Genomic DNA, 18667 nt, shown 5'->3' with positions numbered 1-18667 from the left:
CGGACAAAAGGAAAAAGAGCCAATGAATAAGATGGTGGTGTTACTTGGAGTTTTATTGGTTGGGGCTTTGGGCACCGCGGGCTTTTATTGGTGGCAAGCGGATCAGAACAAAACTGCTGTGCAGGAAATCAGTGTAAAACCGCTATTTTTCCCGATGGAAAAGTTCGTGATGAGCGTTAACAGTGACCCAAATTCGCGGTATTTGGTGCTTGAGCTGACGTTAGTGACTCATAAACCAGACACAGTCGCCGCATTAAAAGAAGCGACGCCTTTATTACGCAACGCTATGGTGGAGCATTTTGCCAAAAGCAGTCACCTGGAAGTGAAGCTGGCGATGCAACAAATTGAAGAAGTGCAAAAGCTGTTGCTTGGCCGTTTTAACCAGACTCTTGCAGACAACAAGTTCGAAGATCAGCTGGATAACGTGCTGATCACTAACATTTTTATTCAGTAGGTATCACCATGCTGGCAGAAAATCTCTGGTCAGATACTGAAACATCGCATTCATCCTCTGCGGCTGTCAGCAATGAAAACAGCCTGCTGAGCCACTACAGCTTTCTGGTGAAAAGAGCTGCCGGCCATCTGCGCTCGTTATTGGGTTCAGTGGTGGATTCAGACGATTTACAACAAATAGGTTTGCTTGGGTTGTTGTCGGCTTTGCGACGTTATGGCAGAGCGCCGGACGAGTTTTTTGAGGCCTACGCCTTTAAACGTATTCGTGGCGCCATGCTCGATGAGTTTCGCCGTGCCGATTGGCGGCCGCGCCAACTGCGTCAGCAAGCACACCAGTTTAGGGATGCAGGCCGGGAGTTAACCAAAACTTTAGGCAGGGTGCCGAGCCATGATGAATTAGGTAAACATCTGAATATTGATGCAGCTCAGTTATCTGAGTTGATGTACCTGACTCAGGCCGAGTCGATGGAAAGTCTGGATCAGTTATTAGAGCAGCAACAACACGAACAGTTAGGTGAAACCAGTCTGTCGGGTCTTGAGCTGAAACTATCGTTAAAAAAAGTCATGGCGTCGTTGCCGGAGCGCTGCAGATTGCTGCTGCATCTGTATTACAGCCATGAGCTGAATATGAAGGAAATTGCGCTGGTGCTGGAGCTGACTGAATCCAGAGTCTGCCAGTTACATAAGCATGCTATTGATTTACTGAATAAAAAACTGGCTCAGTGGTAAAAGGACGGAACAAATACAATGCAAAGACTAATAGGTTTTCTGGTTGTGCTGGCTGCTGTAGTAGGTGGCTTTATGATGGCTGGTGGTAATGTCGCTATGCTGTGGCAACCTGCTGAGTTTGTTATTATTTTAGGTGCTGGTGTTGGCGCGTTGATCATAGGTAACAGCAGTTACGTGCTGAAAGAAATGCTGGGCCAGATCAAGGCGCAGTTTGTAAAACAGCAGGATCAAAGTCAGCTGTACAAAGAATTGCTGATGCTGATGTACCAGTTGCTGGAGACCATTCGTAGCAAAGGTTTTCGGGAACTGGAAGATCATGTCGAAAACCCGCAAACCAGCTCTATTTTTATTTCTTACCCTGCAGTGCTGGAAAACCCTGAATTGCTGGTCTTTGTTTGCGATAACGTACGTTTACTCAGTATGGGCAAAATCAGCGCTTATGATTTAGACGCTCTGCTGGAGCAGGAAATTCAGACGATAGAGCAGCAAAAGCTGAAACCCTCTACTGCTTTGCACGGTATAGCCGAAGCCATGCCTGGTTTTGGTATTTTGGCCGCAGTGGGCGGCATTATTATCACCATGCAGCATCTGGACGGCCCTTTAAGTGAAATTGGTTACCACGTGGCCGCCGCTCTGGTCGGTACTTTTATCGGTATTTTTGCCTGTTATTGCCTGTTTGAACCTTTAAGTTCGGCGATGGAAGCCTACGTTAAAAAACAAATAGGCGTTTTTGAATGTGTGCGTGCTGTGCTGGTAGCTCATGCCAAAGGTCATGTGGCTGTGGTTGCCACAGATTCTGGCAGAAAGCTTATCACTGAAGATTTGAAACCGTCTTTCACAGAAATGGAAGACTGGATCAATAACAAGGCGGCCTGATGAACGATTCAGTTCCTGTAATCATCAGGCGCGTCAGCCGCGCCAAAGCAAGTCGTAAAAGCAACGGCGCCTGGAAAGTCGCTTTTGCTGACTTTACGCTGGCGATGATGGCGTTTTTTATGGTGTTGTGGATTTTAGAAGTCTCTACAGTCAAAGAGCGCACGAAAGTGGCGTCTTATATGCGCACTCAGTCGATTTTAGGCGGCAATAGCCATCCTTTTGATGCGATGAACAGCCCATATCCGGTGGATTTAGGCGGCACACCTTCGCCTATCGAGATGGCTGTTTCTGTGCATGAACCTCAGCAAAGTTTTGTCGCTGGTATGTCGGCACATTTACAAATACCTGAAGGTAAAAAAGAACCTTCAGCTGGGGTGGGCGAAAAACTCAATTCACTGATCAGTGGCCAATACGACTCGCCACCGGATCTAAGCTTGTTGGCTCAGGCCTTTCAGAATTTTGCAGAGGTAAATCAAGCCGAAGCCAATCTGGTGATTGAAGCTATGCCGGCAGGCTTGCGCGTTATTATCCGCGACAGTGAAAACCGCCAGATGTTTCAGCGTGGTCAGGTGGAAATGACGCCGTATTTTGAAGACTTGTTATTAAAGCTGGCGCCGGTGTTTTCGCGTATCCACAACAGGCTATTAATTTCGGGTCATACCGATGGTACCGCCTTTAATAGCAGCCAATACAGTAACTGGGAATTATCCGGTGACAGGGCCTTACAAGCGCGGCAGGTATTAGCAGCTGGTGGTATGCCAGTGCAGCGTGTGGCTCAGGTCAGTGCTTTTGCAGAAACTATGTTGCTTAACAGAGCCCAGCCAGGTGCCAGTGAAAACCGCCGTATCGAGATTCTGATCCTAACGAGCAAAGCTGAGCAGCAGTTAAAAGACATGTTCTCCAGCGACAACAAACAAAACGAGCTGAATAAGGCCTCTGATGCTGCACGTCAGAATCAGCCTGTGTTACGCAGCAGTTATCAGGATTGATATGCCGTATTTACGCCAACAACCAGGCCGCAATTATTATCGTTGGTATTTTTATGACCCACAGCAGTCTCTGCAAACCCAGACCAAGGGCATAGCCGTGAAATTAAAAGGTCTGGGCTGGTTTGGCAGCGACATTGGCAGCGCCGTAGTGAAAGACATGAGCATGGGCGGCGCCGGAGTGCTGGCTCCACTGAAAGACAATGTGCCGGATCAGTTTTGGGTGTTGTATGACAAACAGACCAGAGTCAAAGCCAAAGTCTGTTATCGCAAAACCATTAACGACAAGCTGGAGTTTTTAGGTCTGGAGTGGCAAGGCAAAGACAATTCAGTGCGGCTGAAGTTATTACGCAAACTCAGACGACGGGCTTTTGTATTGAAGCAGGATAACTTTCGACTGGTTGAAGTCAACCAGCAGCAGAATTTAGGGTAGCGGATGATTCTTACAGATACACAACAGAAGTTGTTAAGCGGGGATTTGGCAATGGCCGCGACGCCCTATGCCTTAACCCGACAGCAACGTAGTTTTGAAGCGGCCAGCCAAAGGTGCAAAAGCCGTCTGGCTGATTTGAGTAAAGCTTTGCAGGCCGAATTGGGTCGGATGCTAACCGATGTGGTTTTTGATCTGGACCTCAATTTATGCAGTGGTGTGGGTTTGGATAACTGGTTGTCAGAGCCAGGTATTTTATTGCTGGACGCTGCATTACCTCTGGATAAAGACCGGCTTTGTTATATGTCGATTGACCATCAGGCCGTGCATAACATGGCCGATTTATGTCTGGGTGGACAACTGACCGACAAAACACAAATTCAGGAAAAAGTGGAATTCAGCAGCTCTGAAAACCGCATTTGTTGTCGTTTATTACAAAAGCAGGCACAGGCCCTGATGCAACTGCTGTTTAACCAGCATTTACCGCTGACAGCGCATTTGTATAAGCAAAAGCTGCAGTTGGATGCTTTTAGTTATTTGCCGCTGAAAGTGCGTTTGATTCTGGAGAAAGAAGCCGTTAGCTGGTTCTTATGGCTGCCGATTGAGCTGTTATTGCAGGAAAGCGATGAACTATTCAGCGCAGTTGATCCTCTGGGTGGCCCTTTGTCTTTGGACTGGCAGCAGGTTCCGGTGCGCTGCACTGTCGAAATGGCGCGTAAGCAAGTCACGGTCAAGCAGTTGCAAGACTGGTTACAGGGAGAACTATTGGCCATTGAGCTCTTTAGTTCTATGCGATTTCAATTGGGTAAACAGGTGCTGTTTCACGGCACTGTGGCCGAAGAGGGCCAGGTTTTAATGTTCCAAGTGACTCAAAAACAGGAGAAATGATGATGAGCGAAGTGCAAAGCAATACAGACAGCATGATGGATGACATCACTATGTTGGATATGGGCGAGTTATTTGGTGAAGACAAAACCGATAAACCGCTTGGCGCTATGGGTATGGATATGTTCCGTGATGTACCTCTGACTGTGACTTTAGAAGTGTCCAGCACAGAAGTCACATTAGGTGAGCTAAGTGGCGCTGAAGCCGGTGATGTATTGCCATTGGATAAGCCTATTGGCGAACCTTTGGATGTAAAAGTGAACGGCGTATTATTTGCGAAAGCCGAAGTGGTGATGGTGAATGGTAAATACGGCCTGAAGTTTGTGTCCACTCAAAATAGCCCAACCCGTCATGCCTAAGGTCTTACTGGTTCTCGCCGCACTGCTGTTGCCACTGGGGTTATCAGCTCAGGATCTGACGTTGTTGTCTGTTACCGACAGTGCAACAGGGCAGGATTACAGCGTCAAACTGCAAATTTTGCTGTTAATGACGATATTGAGTCTGATCCCCGGCATAGTGCTGATGATGACCTCTTTTACCCGCATTATTATAGTGCTGGCGATTTTGCGTCAGGCGCTGGGTTTGGCCCAAAGCCCACCCAACCGGATACTGATAGGCATAGCATTGATGCTCAGCCTGCTGATTATGAAACCTGTCTGGCAGGATATTTACCAGAATGCCTTTAAGCCTTATCAGGCGCAAAGCATGACACTGGAACAGGCAATAGCACGGGCTGAACAGCCGGTACGGCAATTTATGCTGGCGCAAATCCGCGAAAACGAACTGCATCAGGTATTAAAAATTGCCAACGAGCCTATCACCAAATCAGCGGCAGATTTAACCTTTGATGTGTTGTTACCGGCTTTTGTGCTGAGCGAGCTGACCACAGCTTTTCAAATTGGCTTTATGTTGTTTATTCCGTTTTTAATCATCGATCTGGTGGTCGCCAGCGTGCTGATGTCTATGGGTATGATGATGTTGTCTCCGCTGATTATCAGCTTGCCCTTTAAGTTGATGATTTTTGTGTTGGCTGATGGCTGGTCTATGGTCGCCGGTACCCTGGCTGCAACCTTCGGAGCCGCTCCATGAATCCGGGTATGGCGACACAGCTGATTAGCGACGCCATTTTTACTATTATCGAAATTTTACTGGTGCTGATAGTACCTGGTCTGGTGCTGGGTATTTTGGTGGCTGTGTTTCAGGCGGCAACCTCTATTCAGGAGCAAACTCTGACCTTTTTGCCCCGTATGTTGCTGACGCTGTTGATGGTGGTGTTCGCCGGACATTGGCTGATCCAGAAGTTACTCGACTGGTTTGCCAATTTAAGCCAGATGATCCCGGCTATGTTGGGATGAACAGCTGAATGAGCTCGTTATTAAGCCTGACAACAGATCAGCTGATGGTGTGGTTTGGCACCTTATGGTGGCCTTTTGTCAGGTTAGCCGCATTTTTCTGGGCTTTACCTGTGTTTGATAACCCGGCTGTGGTGCCAAGAGCCCGCATTATTCTGGCGCTGTTTTTAAGCTTTTTGCTGGCACCTTCTATAGAGGTGAAAGCCATAGATCCGTTTTCACTGGAAGGTGCAGTAGTGACACTGGAGCAGGTGATTTTTGCTGTCATTATGGCCGGTGCAGTACGGATGTTATTTGAAATATTGGCCTTAGTGGGTTTGATGATTTCAATGCAGATGGGTTTATCTGCGGCCATGATGAATGACCCTGCCAGCGGTGATGCTGTGTCGGTGTTGAGTCAGTTATTTTGGGTCATGACAGCCTTGCTATTTTTTGCCTTAAACGGCCATCTGATCAGCCTGCAAATTATGGTCGACAGTTTTAGTTTGTGGCCAGTAGGCGCCAGTTTGTATCAGCTGGATCTCATGCTGCTGGTGAATTTATTTGGCTGGATGTTTGGTGCTGCTTTGTTAGTGGCCTTGCCTGCCATTATTGCCATGCTGCTGGTGAACTTAACTTTTGGTATCGCCAGCCGCTCCGCTCCAAGTATGAACGTGTTTTCTTTAGGCTTTCCAATGACGCTGCTGTTGGGGTTTGTCTGTGTATTTCTCACCTTAAGCCAGATGGGCAATCACTTTTCTGTTGTCGCTGAGCATGTGCTGGGCGTGATGCAACTGGTGATGAGCTGAGGGGCTAAGCCGTTATGTCAGAAAATACCGGTCAAAACAAAACCGAACAACCCACAGAGCAGCGGCTTAGAAAGTCGCGCGAAGAAGGTCAGGTTGCCCGCTCAAAAGAGCTCAATACTGCGTTATTGCTGTTGCTCGGCAGTGCGTCTTTATTGTGGTTTGCCGACATGTTTATGCAGCTGTTTTATCAGTTAGTGCAAAGCAGCTGGCAACTGGATAAAGACTCGTTAAAACAAGGTGATTTAATGACGGGGGCTTTGGCTGATGCATTGTTGGCGATGCTTGGCGCCAGTATGCCATTTTTATTGACTTTGTTTATTGCCAGTTGGGTAGCGGGCATGCTGCCCGGCGGTGCTGTTTTTTCCGGTAAATTACTGGGGCCCAAATTCAGCAATATGGATCCTATTGCCGGTTTAGGCCGGATGTTTGGCAGTGACAGTCTGGTCGAGCTGGCCAAGTCAATTTTAAAAGTGTTGTTATTGGGTTTTTGCTTATGGGGCCTGATGAGTCATCTGGCGACCCGTTTATTATTTTTACAGCGGATGGATTTAGCTACAGCGGCTAAAGACGGGCTGGAAGTATTGTCCTTCAGCCTGATGATGCTGGCGCTGGTGCTGTTAATAGTGGCTGCTATCGACGTGCCTTTTCAGCAATTTAAAGTAGCCAGCAAGCTGAAAATGACCAAGCAGGAAGTGAAAGACGAACGCAAATCAACAGATGGTAATCCGGAAATTAAAGGCCGCATCCGGCAGATCCAGTACCAGATTGCCAACAGACGTATTGAAGACAGAGTACCAACGGCCGATGTGATTATTACCAACCCGACTCATTACGCTGTGGCGTTGAAGTACTCAGAGCAAAAAGCCAAAGCCCCTTATGTGGTGGCCAAAGGGGTCGATCAGATGGCGCTGCGTATTCGTGAACTGGCAGCGACTCATCAGCTGGAAGTGATTGAATTACCTCCGTTGGCCCGGGCTATTTATTTCTCTACCCGTGTTGATCAGGAAGTACCTAAAGGCCTCTACACAGCTGTGGCTTATGTACTGACTTATGTAATGCAACTGAAAGCTTATAAACAGGGGCGGGGTCAAAAACCTGCTCCTATTCCCGATATTTTTATTCCGTCCAGCCTGCAGAAACAGGCCAATGAGCGAGGAAGTACATTGTGAACTGGCGTTCTTTAACTCAACCTTACACCGCAATTCCTGTGTTATTGCTGGCCATTCTGGCCATGGTGGTGTTGCCTTTACCGGCCTGGCTGCTGGATGCGTTATTCACTTTTAATATAGTGTTGTCGATCATCGTACTGCTGGTGGCTGTGTCCAGCCAAAAACCGCTGGATTTCTCTGTATTTCCGACCGTTTTGCTGGTGGCGACCTTAATGCGTCTGACGCTGAACGTGGCGTCTACCCGGGTGGTGTTATTGCACGGCCATGAGGGCACTCATGTGGCTGGTAATGTGATCCAGTCTTTTGGTGAAGTGGTGATAGGCGGTAACTATGTAGTAGGTATGGTGGTCTTTATCATTTTGATGATCATCAACTTTGTTGTAATCACCAAAGGTGGTGAACGTATTTCTGAAGTCGCAGCCCGTTTTACCCTCGATGCAATGCCGGGTAAACAAATGGCGATAGACGCTGATTTAAATGCCGGTTTAATAGCGCCAGAGCAAGCCAAAGAACGCCGTCAAACCATAGCCAAAGAAGCCGACTTTTATGGTTCTATGGATGGTGCTTCTAAGTTTGTCCGTGGTGATGCGATAGCGGGTTTAGTCATACTAGTGATTAACCTGTTGGGTGGTGTGGCCATAGGTGTCTTTATGCATGGTCTGGGTTTAGGTGAGTCTTTCCAGCGTTTTGCCTTATTGACCATAGGTGATGGTTTAGTGGCTCAGGTACCTTCACTACTGATGTCTGTTGCCGCTGCTATTATTGTTACCCGGATGAATGACGAAGGTGAAATGTCGGACGAAGTGGGCCGTCAGTTGCTGGCTTCTCCCCGGGTTCTGCTAACTGCCGCCTTGATTATGACAGTACTGGGTTTAGTGCCTGGTATGCCAACCGCCGCCTTCCTAATTTTCGCCGCTCCTTTGTATTTTGCCGCCTGGCGTTTGCAGCAAAAAGCTGATGGTCGCAGCTATACCGAAGTGGAAGCGCTGACTGAAAAAATTAGTCAGGAACCCGCTGCTTTAGTCTGGGATGATTTGCCTTTTATCGACCGTATTTCGGTGGAACTGGGCTTCCGTCTGGTGTATCTGGCCGATAAAGAGCAAGGCGAAACTTTGCTACAAACCTTAAGAGGGGTGCGCAAAACCTTGTCTGAACAGTCCGGATTTTTACTGCCTGAAGTGCGGGTACGTGACAGCTTAAAGCAGAATCCGCAGGAGTACCGCATCAAGCTGGCCGGAGTGCCGCTGGTGTCGGGTAAATTGCAGCCACAAAAGCTGCTGGCACTGAACACTGGTGATATTTACGGTCAGATGGATGGTGAGCTGACAGTCGATCCTGCTTATGGCTTAGAAGCGGTCTGGATTGAACCAGAGCAAAAAGCCAAAGCTTTAAACTTAGGGTATTCAGTGGTGGACGCAGCCACAGTTATCGCCACTCATGTCGGCAAAGTGATTAAAGAAAATCTGGCCGATTTGTTTTTGTTTGAAGATATTAAGCAATTTAATAAACGCCTGTCTGTTGTAGCGCCGACTCTGGCTGAGAGTTTGGAAAAAGCACTGACCCCTAATCTGCAGTTAAAAGTCTATCGCTTGTTACTGAAAGAGCAGGTCAGTTTAGGGGATGTGGTGACTATAGCCACAGCCTTGGTCGACAGTGCCGAGGTGACCAAAGATCCAATCTTACTGACCAGCGATGTGCGCTGTGCTTTGCAACGGGTATTGGTGAAACAAGTGCTGGGAGAGCGCGAAGAATTAGCGGCTTATAGCCTGGATGAAAAGCTGGAGCAAACTTTACAAAGTGCATTAAATCAGGCGATGCAGGCCGGTAAAGTAGCTTTGGATAGTTTTCCTGTTGCACCGAATTTATTGAGTCAGTTCCAGCGTGCTATGCCTCAGGTGAAAGAACAAATGCAGCGACAGGGCTATCAGCCGGTATTGGTAGTTTTACCACAACTAAGGCCATTATTAGCGCGTTATGCCCGTACCTTTACTCAGGGATCTCTGGTTGTGTTGTCTTATAACGAAATTCCAGAGCAAATTCGGGTCAATGTATTAGGAACTTTGGGTTAAAAGGCGACCAAATAACCACAAAAAAGGATCTGGTGTTGATCCGTTCGTCGCTGAAAATCAGTTGCTGAACGCAATTCAGCCTGAATTCAGACTAAGGTCTGATTTTGTCACCAAAAGGTCATGTACTATGGTTAACATATCTATGTTATTGAACTGTAAATGTTTTTTTAGTTCATTTTGAAATGAACATCTGCAGCAAGTCAGTGTATATTTTTTGACTAAACGATTGAAGATCATAAAAATAAAGCTTGCAGCCAGTTTTTTTTGTTTATTGTAGAGTATTAAGTGAGAGTTCATTTTTGTTCTGAACCTCATTTTTCTAACAAGCTTAGAAATTAAAAGGCAAACTGGCTTAAAGGTCAGGACGCAAAGCCTCCGGTCTAAGGATCCGCAAGGATCTATGATAGCGGGGTTGCATTAGCAAGCGGTCACCCAAAAGGTGAACCTGAAGGTTGATCAGTTTTGGTCAGACCTTGGTTTCGCCTGTTCAGGTGGATACAACACAGATCCGTCCAGGATTTGGCTGTATACCTGTCTGCTTTTTTTGCCTTTTAATACTGTTTGTGGTTGGCGTTTTTGTCGATTGCGGTTATGCGGTTTAAAAGGATGAACCTGTGATTATTTCTTTGTTAGGTCTTTGGCTAACATCGGCTGTAGCTACTGCCCCGCAGTACATGCCTGCTATGGATCAATCACAGTGGCGTATCAGTGGTGATCAGTTTCAGTGCCGGATGGCGCAGGATTTGGGCGCTATGGGTACTCTGGCTTTTAGCAAAGAGCCAGCCCGTGCTATTGAAATGCAACTGACCATGCATGCGGCTCATCTGGAATTACAGGATGTGCAAGGCCATGTCGTCACTGCTGGCTGGCAGCCAGAGCAAGTCGCCCCTGCTGTGCAATTTTCCCCCACTTTTATTAATGCCAAAGTAGCCCGCTTTATTGAGCAGGTGCCCGTTGTAATGCAGCAATTACAGCAAGGCTATTGGCTACAACTGATGCTGGATATGCCCGATCAGGAAATCACCCTGACAGTTCCTAATATCAAATCCGCTTCAGCCCTCGCACAATTCCAAAGCTGTATTGACGCTTTATTGCCTTTGTCCTGGGCCCAGGCCCGCGAATTCCAGTTGTTTTATCCGGTGAATGAACGCCAGCCTTCAGCCGATGATGCTGCTTTCCTGAAAACTCTGGCGCTTTATATCAAGCAAGATAAAGCGGTAAAAAAAGTATTGATAGACGGATATACCGACGACATGGGTACCAGCATCGCCAACAGAGTAATGTCCGAAGAACGCGCTGATGAAGTCGCGTCACATTTAATTGAATTTGGCGTTAGCAAAAACAAACTGGAAATCCGTGCTCATGGCAACAGATATCCGGCTGCTGGCAGCAAAACACAATCGCACAACAGGAGAGTACTGGTCCGTTTGATCCGTACTCAAAGCTGAAAGACAAGAGTGAAACCATGAACATGAAACATTTACTTTGGATTGAACAATGCCAGCCAGGACAGGACCTGATGCTTTGTGTCAAAGCTGAAGGTTTTCAGTTAAACCACGCCGCCAATCTGAATGCCGTGCTGAACTCTTGCTCTTTGCACCAACCGGACATAGTGGTGATGGCTGCTGAACTGACCGAGATGCGCACAAGAGATTTGATGGTTCTGCTGAAAAAACAGCACCCTTCCTGTCAAATCATAGTGCTGGTCGAAAAAGATCAACACGCAGTGGCCGCTGAAAGTCTGAATTATGGCGCTATTGATTATCTGCTGAAGCCTTTTAACCAGCAGCAACTGCAAAACACCATCCGCAATGCCTCTTCGATCAGCCGTGGTTTAAAAGACTTAGTGGCTGTGTCGTTGGGTAGTCGTCAGGTATTGCAACTGGCTAATCGCGCAGCGCAAACCGATGCCACAGTGCTGTTACATGGTGAGTCAGGCACAGGTAAAGAGCGTTTAGCCCGTTACATTCACAATGTATCAGCACGCCGTGACCAGACCTATGTGGCGGTGAACTGTGCTGCGATTCCAGACAATATGCTCGAAGCCATGTTGTTTGGTTACAACAAAGGCGCTTTTACCGGTGCGGTCAGCCAGCAAATTGGTAAGTTTGAATCGGCCAATGGTGGCACTTTACTGCTGGATGAAATTTCAGAGCTGCCACTTCCGCTGCAGGCCAAATTACTGCGGGTATTGCAGGAACGCGAGCTGGAGCGTTTAGGCAGCAACAGCAAAATTAAACTGGATGTGCGTGTGATTGCAGCCAGTAACAAAGATTTACGTCAGTTGGTTGATCAGGGCTTGTTCCGTCAGGACTTATTTTATCGCCTGGATGTATTGCCACTGAGCTGGCCTGCTCTGAGGGAACGCAAAGACGACATAATTCCGCTGGCTGAGTTTTTTGTGCAGAAGTATGCCGATGGCAAATATGTACTGAGCAAAGAAGCTAAAGCGGCGCTTTGCCAGTACAGCTGGCCCGGCAATGTGCGGGAACTAGAAAACGTGGTGCAGCGTGCTTTGGTGATGGCCCGAGGCATTGAAGTGCAGGCGATTGATCTGAATTTACCTCTGCCAGCAGTGACTGCCCCTGAATCAGCCAGCATTAACCATCTGAAACTCAACAAAAAGAATGCCGAATTTGATTACATCCTGGGTGTGCTGAACCAATTTAATGGTCACAGAACCCGGGCTGCAGAGGCTTTGGGCGTAAGCACCAGAGCCTTACGTTACAAACTGGCCGCTATGCGTGAGCATGGTGTCGATATTGATGCAATAGCTTAAGCAGCAGGAAGGATTAGCTATGATTTCTCCGTTAAATACTCAAGATGTGTTACTCAGCCAGTTTAGCCAGTTGCAACAAATTGCCAGCAATGAGCAAGTGATGCCAGCCAACAACGACAGTTCGATGTCGGGCGATTTTGCCTCTGCTTTGCGCTCTATCAATGCTCAGCAAAATCTGTCGTCAGACATGATGGCCGCCGTAGACGCAGGTCGCAGCGATGATGTGGTGGGCGCTATGGTCGCCAGCCAAAAAGCAGATTTGAGTTTTTCGATGTTGCTGCAAATCCGCAACAAAGTGATGAATGGTGTTGATGACATCATGCGTATGTCTCTGTAAGGCGGGCTTTTAATGAAAACTGAATTGGCAAAAGCTCTGCCTGTGGCGGCTTCAGACAACAGACTGCGGGAAAGAGTGATTAACTTATCCAGCAAAATGAACTGGTTACCTAATGGCGATAAGAGCCTGGCGTCCATTGCTTTGCTGGCGACTTTAGTAGCGGCCACTATAGTGGTGATCCTCTGGACTTCGGCAAAAAACTTTGTGCCTTTGTATGGCAATCAGGAGCATTACGACAAAGCCGGTATAGTGGAAATTCTGGATAAAGAGCAATTTCCATTTCGTATCGATACCGACAGCGGCAATATTATGGTGCCGCAGGAACGTTTAGCCGATGCCCGTATTACGCTGGCGGCTCGTGGTATTAAGGCTGCAATGCCTGAAGGTTTGTCTGCTATGCAGGACAAAGTCACCATGGGCACCAGTCAGTTTATGGAGTCGATGCAATACCAGCACGCTTTAGAAGGTGAACTGGCCCGAACCATCATTACTATGGATGGAGTGCGTAATGCCAGAGTGCATTTAGCTATTCCTAAACGTAATTTGTTTGTTGGCCGGCAGGAAGAAAAATCTGCAGCTTCTGTGATGGTAGATTTAGCTCCTGGTTATAACCTGAAACCTGAACAAGTAGAAGCTATTGTCAGCCTGGTTGCTGGCAGTATTCCTGGCCTGGATAGCCGCAATATTTCTGTCGTGGATCAGCGCGGTAAGTTAGTCAGCGGCGATCTGTTTGATGAAACTCCGGTTGGTAAAGAAACCGACAAAAAACTCGCCTTTATTGAAAAAGTGGAACGTTCTGTCGAAGAGCGGGCCTCTATTATGTTGCTGCCTATTTTAGGAGACGGCAATTACCGTATTCAGGTTTCTGCTGATGTCGACTTTAACGTGGTGGAAGAAACCCGTGAAGCGCTGGATAAAGAAGGCGTGCTGAAAAGTGAAAACAGCAAAACGGACTCGATGTTGGATCAACTGGCTATGGGTATTCCTGGCTCTTTAGCCAATCAACCGCCTGTGCCTGCACAGCCAGGTGCAGCGGCAGCACAACCTGACAACAATGAACGTACCTCACAACGTAATGAAATGCGCCGTGAATTCGATACAGGCAAAGCCATTACCCATACCCGCTATGAAATAGGCCGGGTGCGCAGTCAAAGTGTGTCTGTGCTGGTGAATGAAGCCGCTGCAGGTGCAACACCCTGGACTCCAGAGCGTTTAGCTCAGTTAGGTGAAATGATTAAAACTGCGACAGGCCATCAGGCCGAACGGGGTGATCAGTTTAATATCACCAGTTTTGGTTTTGTGCCTGGCGACGCAGCAACTCAAATGGAAGGCATGGCCTGGTGGCAAATGCCGGAAATGAAAGAGTATTTACGTTACCTGATCGGCGCCATTATTGGTTTGGCATTGGTGATTTTTGGTGTTCGCCCTCTGGTCAATCATTTGGTCAGCCGTAAAAACAAAGAACAACACAATGCTGCTGGGTTTCAGGGCATGACTGGTGCTCAGAATCCGACTCAGATGCAAAATGCGGATCTGGCGACAGGGCCAGCAGTCTTGGATGCTCAGGCAGACCCTGCATTAACCAATTCACTATCCAGCGGGCCACAACACAATATTCATTTACCCGAAGTGGGCTCTGAATTTGCGCAGCAAATCAACCACCTGCAATTGCTGGCCAACCGTGAGTCTGACCGGGTGACCGCAGTCATTAAATACTGGATAGAACGAGGAGTCAGCATTGAATCCGTTAAGAGCTGAGCAAAGCAAACAGATTTCTGATCTGGACAGAGCCGCTATCCTGCTGCTGAGTATGGGTGAAGAAAACGCAGCCTGTATTATCAAGAAGTTAGGCCGTAATGAAGTGCGGGCTTTGTCGGAACGTATGGCCAAAATTGCCAATGTGACTCAGGACGATGTGGCCACTATTTTGACTGACTTTTTTGATCAGTACCGCACAGAAAGTGGTGTCAGCGGCGCTTCGCGTGTTTATCTGGAGCGGGCTTTGGATAAAGCCGTTGGCCGTAAATTGGCCCGTGGCATGCTGGATGATATTTACGGTGGCGCTTTAGCCGATGATGTACGTCGTCTGGAATGGGTGCCCGCTGAGCTGCTGGTGCGTTTTATGGAGCAGGAACATATCCAGATGCAGGCGCTTATTCTGGCTTTTTTACCTGCGGAGCAAGCCAGCACTATTCTGAGTTTATTTCCGGCGCAAAAACACGACGATATTTTGTTCCGTATCGCCAATATGCGGGAAGTCAGCGAGCACGTGATTGAAGATTTACGTTACACGCTGGAACGTTGTATTGAGTATGTCGGCGAACAAGTGGGCGCCCGTATTAACGGCGTGCAGCAAGTAGCTGACATTATGAACAGATACAGTGGCAATAAATCTGAAGTGATGGAGCTGCTGAAAAAGCACGACATCACTATGGCCGATGCCATTGAAGACAAGATGTATGACTTCTACAGCTTAAGCCGCCAAAGCGAAGATGTATTGAATCAACTGCTAACGGATATTCCGGACGAACTTTGGGTCACTGCACTCAAAGGCGCCGATGTGGCACTGACCGAAAGTATCCTGGCTGTGTTGCCAAAACGTTTGGCGCAGGTTTACCGTCAACAAATTGAGACGATGAAACCTCAGCCAGTGCGCAAAGTGGAAGCTGCCCGAGCTGAGATTATGACCATAGTCAAACAAATGATGGCGGCAGGACGACTGGAGTATCGCCTCTATCCTGAAGAGACGGTAGGTTGATATGAGCGCCGTGTTGCAGCAGGACCAACAATTTCGCTTTCCCGCTTTGCAGCGCAAAGATGGTAATGCCACAGTGCAGCAATTGAGTGAGCAGTTTTATCAACAAGGTTTTCAGGCCGGTGTTGCCGCGACTGAACAAGAGGCTTATCAACGTGGTGTTGCCGAAGGTCAGCAGCAATTAGAGCAGTTCTGGCAAAAAGAGCTAGAAAAGCAGCAAAATGAACTGGCGCAAAAACAGCAACGTGCTTTGGATTTTTTAACCGAACAATTTAACCAGCAGTTGCAGCATAAAGAGCAGCAATTAGGGCAGGAGCTGTTATTGCTGGTGCAGCAGCTGGCCAGTACTGTGCTTCAGACTGAGCTGGTATTGCAACCTTCGTTGTTACAGCTGGCTATTGACCAGTTGTTGCCGCAACTGGGCGCTACAGATCCTCTGGTGTCTATTCAGTTGTCCCAGGCCGACGCTCCGCTTTTTAATGGCATCCGCCATATTCAGCAAATTCCATTGCAGTTTGATGCCGCCTTGCCCTCAGGCCGGGTGCAGTTTAATGGTCGTCAGCAATTGCATCAGCTGGATTTTCAGCAACGTTTAGAGCAAGCCATGTTGCCTGTGCGTCGGCAGTTGTTGGGCGAAGATGCGTAAGTCATTTAGTGATAGCCTGAGTCTGGCCAGAGCACAAATCCAGCCACCGGACTGGGTACATAGTTACGGCCGTTTGTTGCGCGTCAACGGCATGATTTTATCTGCCGCTGGTCACAGTTTTACTTTAGGTCAGCGTTGTCAGATTGAAAGTGAGGATGGCCATTGGTTTGACGCTGAAGTGGTAGGTTTTGATACCGATCAGGCGTTTTTAATGCCACTAACTGCAGTGGATGGGTTAAGAGCCGGTGCTCGTGTCCGAACTGTCGCAACCGCCAATCAATTATTAGTTTCTACTGAGTTACTAGGCCGGGTACTGGACGGTTTAATGTGCCCGCTCGATGGCAAAGCGCCAATTAAAACCGGTGATCGTATCAGTGCGGCTTTGCCTGCGGTGAACCCATTACAAAAGAAAGGTGTTAGCGCTCCTCTGGATGTGGGCATCCGTGCTATTAACTCGCTGTTTACTGTAGGTCAGGGTCAACGTATGGGGTTATTTGCAGGCTCAGGCGTGGGTAAAAGTAAGCTACTGGGCATGATGACCCGCTATACCCAGGCTGATGTAGTGATCGTTGGTTTAATTGGCGAACGCGGCTGGGAAGTGAAAGATTTTATCGAACACAGTCTGGGCCCTGAAGGCTTAAAAAAGGCCATAGTCATTGCAGCCCCGGCCGACCAGTCGCCTTTGCTGCGGTTAAAAGCGGCAGAACTGAGTCACAGACTGGCCGCTTACTATCGTGATTTAGGTTTTAACGTGTTGCTGCTGGTGGATTCATTGACCCGTTATGCCCAGGCGCAGCGCGAAATTGCTTTGTCTGTCGGTGAACCTCCGGCGACTAAAGGTTATCCGCCTTCGGTCTTTAGCAAGCTGACGCAACTGGTTGAAAAAGCAGGCAACAGTGCCGATAGCAAAGGCAGTATGACCGCCATTTATACCGTGTTGGCTGAGGGCGATGACCAGCAGGACCCAATAGCGGACGCTGCGCGCGCTATTTTGGATGGCCACGTGGTATTAAGCCGGACTTTGGCCGAACGGGGTCATTATCCGGCTATTGATATAGGTGCTTCGATCAGCAGGGTAATGCCACAAATAGTGCCAGATCAGCAGCTAAAACATGCTTATGCCCTGAAACGACTGTATTCACGGTATTTGCAGGTGCAGGAATTAATCCCTTTAGGTGCTTACCAGATGGGCAAAGATCAGGAGCTCGACAGAGCGGTGCACCTCTATCCGGCCATCGAACATTTTTTATGTCAGGGCTTACAACAAAGCTCTGATTTTCAGCAATCCCAAGCCGATTTAACTAAATTGTTGAGTTAAGCCTATGTTGAAAAAATATCTGGAACAACAGCAAGCCAATTTAAAACAAATGGGACAACGCCAGCAGCAATTGAATCAGCAGGCGGCCAATGAAGAACGGCGTTTGCAGCTACTGACCGAACATATTTCTGGTATGGAACGTAGCTATCAGATGAAATCGGCTTTGGGTTTACAAAATCTGGCGTCGATGAAAACTGTGCTGCAGGACATGCAACAACAGCAACAGGAGAAAGTGGGGGCAGCTTTGTCTGAGCTGCAACAGCAACAACTGGTGTGTCAGAAACAAGTGGCGTACAGCAAAGGCATAGAAGCTGTGATCCATAACCGTGAATTTACAGCTCAGCAAAAGCAGCAAAAAGCTGAGCAGCAGCAGGCCGATGAAATTGCGATGCAGCTGTTTCAATTGAGGCTAAGAAAGCCAGCCTGAAAAATAGCATAGCTTAAGTCACTCTTTTCTAAATCAAAATTTTCGGGCTACACTGGATGTAACGCAGATTTTTGCGTTTACAACCAGAAGAGAGTCCCGATGAAGCTTATAAAAATAATACTGATTGGTTTTTTACTGGCAGTGGCTGTGTTGTTGCTGGCCGCTTTGGTGTTGCCTTCGTCTTATCAGGTGGAACGCAGCGTCAGTATCAATAAACCCAAAGATCAGGTGTTCAGTTATCTGGTGCTGTTAAAAAATCAGGATAACTTCAGCGTCTGGATGGCTTTGGATCCGAATGTGAAAAAAACCTACCAAGGTGAAGATGGCACTGTAGGTTTTGTGTCGGCATGGCACAGCGAAAAAGATGATGTGGGTTCAGGCGAACAGGAAATCAAAGCTATCAAACCCGGTGAACGTATTGATTATGAGCTGCGTTTTCTAAAGCCTTTTGCTTCGGTATCGCCGGCTTATCTGCTGCTTGAACAAAGCGCTGCCACCGGAACCAAAGTCACCTGGGGTTTTCAGGGCGACATGCCTTATCCGATGAACCTGTTATTGCTGGTAATGGATATGGAAGGGCTGATAGGTAAAGATCTGCAACAAGGTCTGGATAACCTCAAAAAGCTGCTGGAACAACCTGCAGCAAGTTAAAGCGAGGGGGGAGTTCC

21 protein-coding genes and 1 riboswitch are annotated in these 18667 nt (G+C 47.8%); all 21 genes read left to right on the top strand.

Annotated features, from left to right (window positions below; translation table 11 throughout):
• Positions 1-22 precede the first annotated feature (22 nt).
• The 21 genes from fliL to OM978_RS20245 all read left to right on the top strand — a co-directional run bounded on the left by fliL (position 23) and on the right by OM978_RS20245 (position 18650).
• Positions 23-454: a flagellar basal body-associated protein FliL gene (gene fliL / locus OM978_RS20345; RefSeq protein ID WP_264344246.1), complete on the top strand. Its 432-nt coding sequence runs from the start codon at positions 23-25 to the stop codon at positions 452-454.
• Between the two features lie 8 nt (positions 455-462).
• Positions 463-1182, top strand: coding sequence for a FliA/WhiG family RNA polymerase sigma factor (locus OM978_RS20340; RefSeq protein ID WP_264344245.1), 720 nt, complete (start codon positions 463-465; stop codon positions 1180-1182).
• An 18-nt stretch (positions 1183-1200) separates the two neighbouring features.
• A complete protein-coding gene (gene motA / locus OM978_RS20335) occupies positions 1201-2058 on the top strand; it encodes a flagellar motor stator protein MotA (RefSeq protein ID WP_264344244.1) in 858 nt (285 codons plus the stop codon).
• The gene (locus OM978_RS20330; RefSeq protein ID WP_264344243.1) at positions 2058-3047 is read left to right on the top strand and encodes a flagellar motor protein MotB; all 990 of its coding nucleotides are present in this window, start codon (positions 2058-2060) and stop codon (positions 3045-3047) included. The genes motA and OM978_RS20330 overlap by 1 nt, the downstream gene beginning before the upstream one ends.
• A 1-nt stretch (position 3048) precedes the next feature.
• Positions 3049-3477, top strand: coding sequence for a PilZ domain-containing protein (locus OM978_RS20325; RefSeq protein ID WP_264344242.1), 429 nt, complete (start codon positions 3049-3051; stop codon positions 3475-3477).
• A gap of 51 nt (positions 3478-3528) precedes the next feature.
• Complete coding sequence (locus OM978_RS20320) at positions 3529-4362, top strand: FliM/FliN family flagellar motor switch protein (RefSeq protein ID WP_264344241.1); 834 nt, start codon at positions 3529-3531, stop codon at positions 4360-4362.
• The gene (locus OM978_RS20315) at positions 4362-4718 is read left to right on the top strand and encodes a FliM/FliN family flagellar motor switch protein (protein WP_233009047.1); all 357 of its coding nucleotides are present in this window, start codon (positions 4362-4364) and stop codon (positions 4716-4718) included. Before OM978_RS20320 ends, OM978_RS20315 begins: the two co-directional genes overlap by 1 nt.
• Positions 4711-5448: a flagellar type III secretion system pore protein FliP gene (fliP, locus tag OM978_RS20310; protein WP_264344240.1), complete on the top strand. Its 738-nt coding sequence runs from the start codon at positions 4711-4713 to the stop codon at positions 5446-5448. Before OM978_RS20315 ends, fliP begins: the two co-directional genes overlap by 8 nt.
• Positions 5445-5714: a flagellar biosynthetic protein FliQ gene (locus tag OM978_RS20305; protein WP_233009049.1), complete on the top strand. Its 270-nt coding sequence runs from the start codon at positions 5445-5447 to the stop codon at positions 5712-5714. The genes fliP and OM978_RS20305 overlap by 4 nt, the downstream gene beginning before the upstream one ends.
• An 8-nt stretch (positions 5715-5722) precedes the next feature.
• Positions 5723-6499, top strand: coding sequence for a flagellar biosynthetic protein FliR (gene fliR / locus OM978_RS20300; RefSeq protein WP_264344239.1), 777 nt, complete (start codon positions 5723-5725; stop codon positions 6497-6499).
• Positions 6500-6513: 14 nt separating this feature from the next.
• Positions 6514-7668 (top strand): flagellar biosynthesis protein FlhB, encoded by a 1155-nt coding sequence (gene flhB / locus OM978_RS20295; RefSeq protein ID WP_264344238.1) that lies wholly within the window; start codon positions 6514-6516, stop codon positions 7666-7668.
• Entirely contained in the window at positions 7665-9737 is a 2073-nt protein-coding gene (locus OM978_RS20290) for a flagellar biosynthesis protein FlhA (RefSeq protein WP_264344237.1), read from the top strand. Before flhB ends, OM978_RS20290 begins: the two co-directional genes overlap by 4 nt.
• 331 nt (positions 9738-10068) lie before the next feature.
• Positions 10069-10157, top strand: a riboswitch (cyclic di-GMP riboswitch).
• A gap of 194 nt (positions 10158-10351) precedes the next feature.
• On the top strand, positions 10352-11185 hold the full coding sequence (locus OM978_RS20285) for an OmpA family protein (RefSeq protein ID WP_264344236.1): 834 nt from the start codon (positions 10352-10354) through the stop codon (positions 11183-11185).
• Between the two features lie 17 nt (positions 11186-11202).
• Entirely contained in the window at positions 11203-12516 is a 1314-nt protein-coding gene (locus OM978_RS20280) for a sigma-54-dependent transcriptional regulator (RefSeq protein WP_319633887.1), read from the top strand.
• 19 nt (positions 12517-12535) lie between these two features.
• On the top strand, positions 12536-12853 hold the full coding sequence (locus tag OM978_RS20275; RefSeq protein WP_264344235.1) for a flagellar hook-basal body complex protein FliE: 318 nt from the start codon (positions 12536-12538) through the stop codon (positions 12851-12853).
• A 12-nt stretch (positions 12854-12865) separates the two neighbouring features.
• Entirely contained in the window at positions 12866-14611 is a 1746-nt protein-coding gene (gene fliF, locus OM978_RS20270) for a flagellar basal-body MS-ring/collar protein FliF (RefSeq protein ID WP_264344234.1), read from the top strand.
• Positions 14592-15611: a FliG C-terminal domain-containing protein gene (locus tag OM978_RS20265; protein WP_264344233.1), complete on the top strand. Its 1020-nt coding sequence runs from the start codon at positions 14592-14594 to the stop codon at positions 15609-15611. The genes fliF and OM978_RS20265 overlap by 20 nt, the downstream gene beginning before the upstream one ends.
• Before the next feature lies 1 nt (position 15612).
• Positions 15613-16254, top strand: a complete 642-nt coding sequence (locus OM978_RS20260; protein ID WP_233009057.1) for a FliH/SctL family protein — start codon at positions 15613-15615, stop codon at positions 16252-16254.
• The gene (locus OM978_RS20255; protein ID WP_264344232.1) at positions 16247-17572 is read left to right on the top strand and encodes a FliI/YscN family ATPase; all 1326 of its coding nucleotides are present in this window, start codon (positions 16247-16249) and stop codon (positions 17570-17572) included. The genes OM978_RS20260 and OM978_RS20255 overlap by 8 nt, the downstream gene beginning before the upstream one ends.
• A gap of 4 nt (positions 17573-17576) precedes the next feature.
• A complete protein-coding gene (locus tag OM978_RS20250) occupies positions 17577-17999 on the top strand; it encodes a hypothetical protein (RefSeq protein WP_264344231.1) in 423 nt (140 codons plus the stop codon).
• 99 nt (positions 18000-18098) lie between these two features.
• On the top strand, positions 18099-18650 hold the full coding sequence (locus tag OM978_RS20245) for an SRPBCC family protein (protein ID WP_264344230.1): 552 nt from the start codon (positions 18099-18101) through the stop codon (positions 18648-18650).
• Positions 18651-18667 lie beyond the last annotated feature (17 nt).

It is taken from the genome of Rheinheimera sp. MM224 (assembly GCF_947090785.1).
Taxonomy (GTDB): Bacteria; Pseudomonadota; Gammaproteobacteria; order Enterobacterales; family Alteromonadaceae; genus Pararheinheimera.
The sequence above is the reverse complement of the archived record's forward strand: the minus strand, read 5'-3'. Positions and strand labels throughout refer to the sequence as shown.

What these genes read in the sequence shown, in the direction of transcription:
- OM978_RS20305 (WP_233009049.1), top strand. Translation starts at nt 5,445, where the DNA reads ATGAATCCGGGTATGGCGACACAGCTGATTAGCGACGCCATTTTTACT.
- flhB (WP_264344238.1), top strand. Translation starts at nt 6,514, where the DNA reads ATGTCAGAAAATACCGGTCAAAACAAAACCGAACAACCCACAGAGCAG.
- OM978_RS20260 (WP_233009057.1), top strand. Translation starts at nt 15,613, where the DNA reads ATGAGCGCCGTGTTGCAGCAGGACCAACAATTTCGCTTTCCCGCTTTG.
- OM978_RS20275 (WP_264344235.1), top strand. Translation starts at nt 12,536, where the DNA reads ATGATTTCTCCGTTAAATACTCAAGATGTGTTACTCAGCCAGTTTAGC.
- fliL (WP_264344246.1), top strand. Translation starts at nt 23, where the DNA reads ATGAATAAGATGGTGGTGTTACTTGGAGTTTTATTGGTTGGGGCTTTG.
- OM978_RS20320 (WP_264344241.1), top strand. Translation starts at nt 3,529, where the DNA reads ATGGCCGCGACGCCCTATGCCTTAACCCGACAGCAACGTAGTTTTGAA.
- OM978_RS20250 (WP_264344231.1), top strand. Translation starts at nt 17,577, where the DNA reads ATGTTGAAAAAATATCTGGAACAACAGCAAGCCAATTTAAAACAAATG.
- fliP (WP_264344240.1), top strand. Translation starts at nt 4,711, where the DNA reads ATGCCTAAGGTCTTACTGGTTCTCGCCGCACTGCTGTTGCCACTGGGG.
- OM978_RS20255 (WP_264344232.1), top strand. Translation starts at nt 16,247, where the DNA reads ATGCGTAAGTCATTTAGTGATAGCCTGAGTCTGGCCAGAGCACAAATC.
- OM978_RS20330 (WP_264344243.1), top strand. Translation starts at nt 2,058, where the DNA reads ATGAACGATTCAGTTCCTGTAATCATCAGGCGCGTCAGCCGCGCCAAA.
- OM978_RS20340 (WP_264344245.1), top strand. Translation starts at nt 463, where the DNA reads ATGCTGGCAGAAAATCTCTGGTCAGATACTGAAACATCGCATTCATCC.
- fliR (WP_264344239.1), top strand. Translation starts at nt 5,723, where the DNA reads ATGAGCTCGTTATTAAGCCTGACAACAGATCAGCTGATGGTGTGGTTT.
- OM978_RS20280 (WP_319633887.1), top strand. Translation starts at nt 11,203, where the DNA reads ATGAACATGAAACATTTACTTTGGATTGAACAATGCCAGCCAGGACAG.
- fliF (WP_264344234.1), top strand. Translation starts at nt 12,866, where the DNA reads ATGAAAACTGAATTGGCAAAAGCTCTGCCTGTGGCGGCTTCAGACAAC.
- OM978_RS20245 (WP_264344230.1), top strand. Translation starts at nt 18,099, where the DNA reads ATGAAGCTTATAAAAATAATACTGATTGGTTTTTTACTGGCAGTGGCT.
- motA (WP_264344244.1), top strand. Translation starts at nt 1,201, where the DNA reads ATGCAAAGACTAATAGGTTTTCTGGTTGTGCTGGCTGCTGTAGTAGGT.
- OM978_RS20325 (WP_264344242.1), top strand. Translation starts at nt 3,049, where the DNA reads ATGCCGTATTTACGCCAACAACCAGGCCGCAATTATTATCGTTGGTAT.
- OM978_RS20315 (WP_233009047.1), top strand. Translation starts at nt 4,362, where the DNA reads ATGATGAGCGAAGTGCAAAGCAATACAGACAGCATGATGGATGACATC.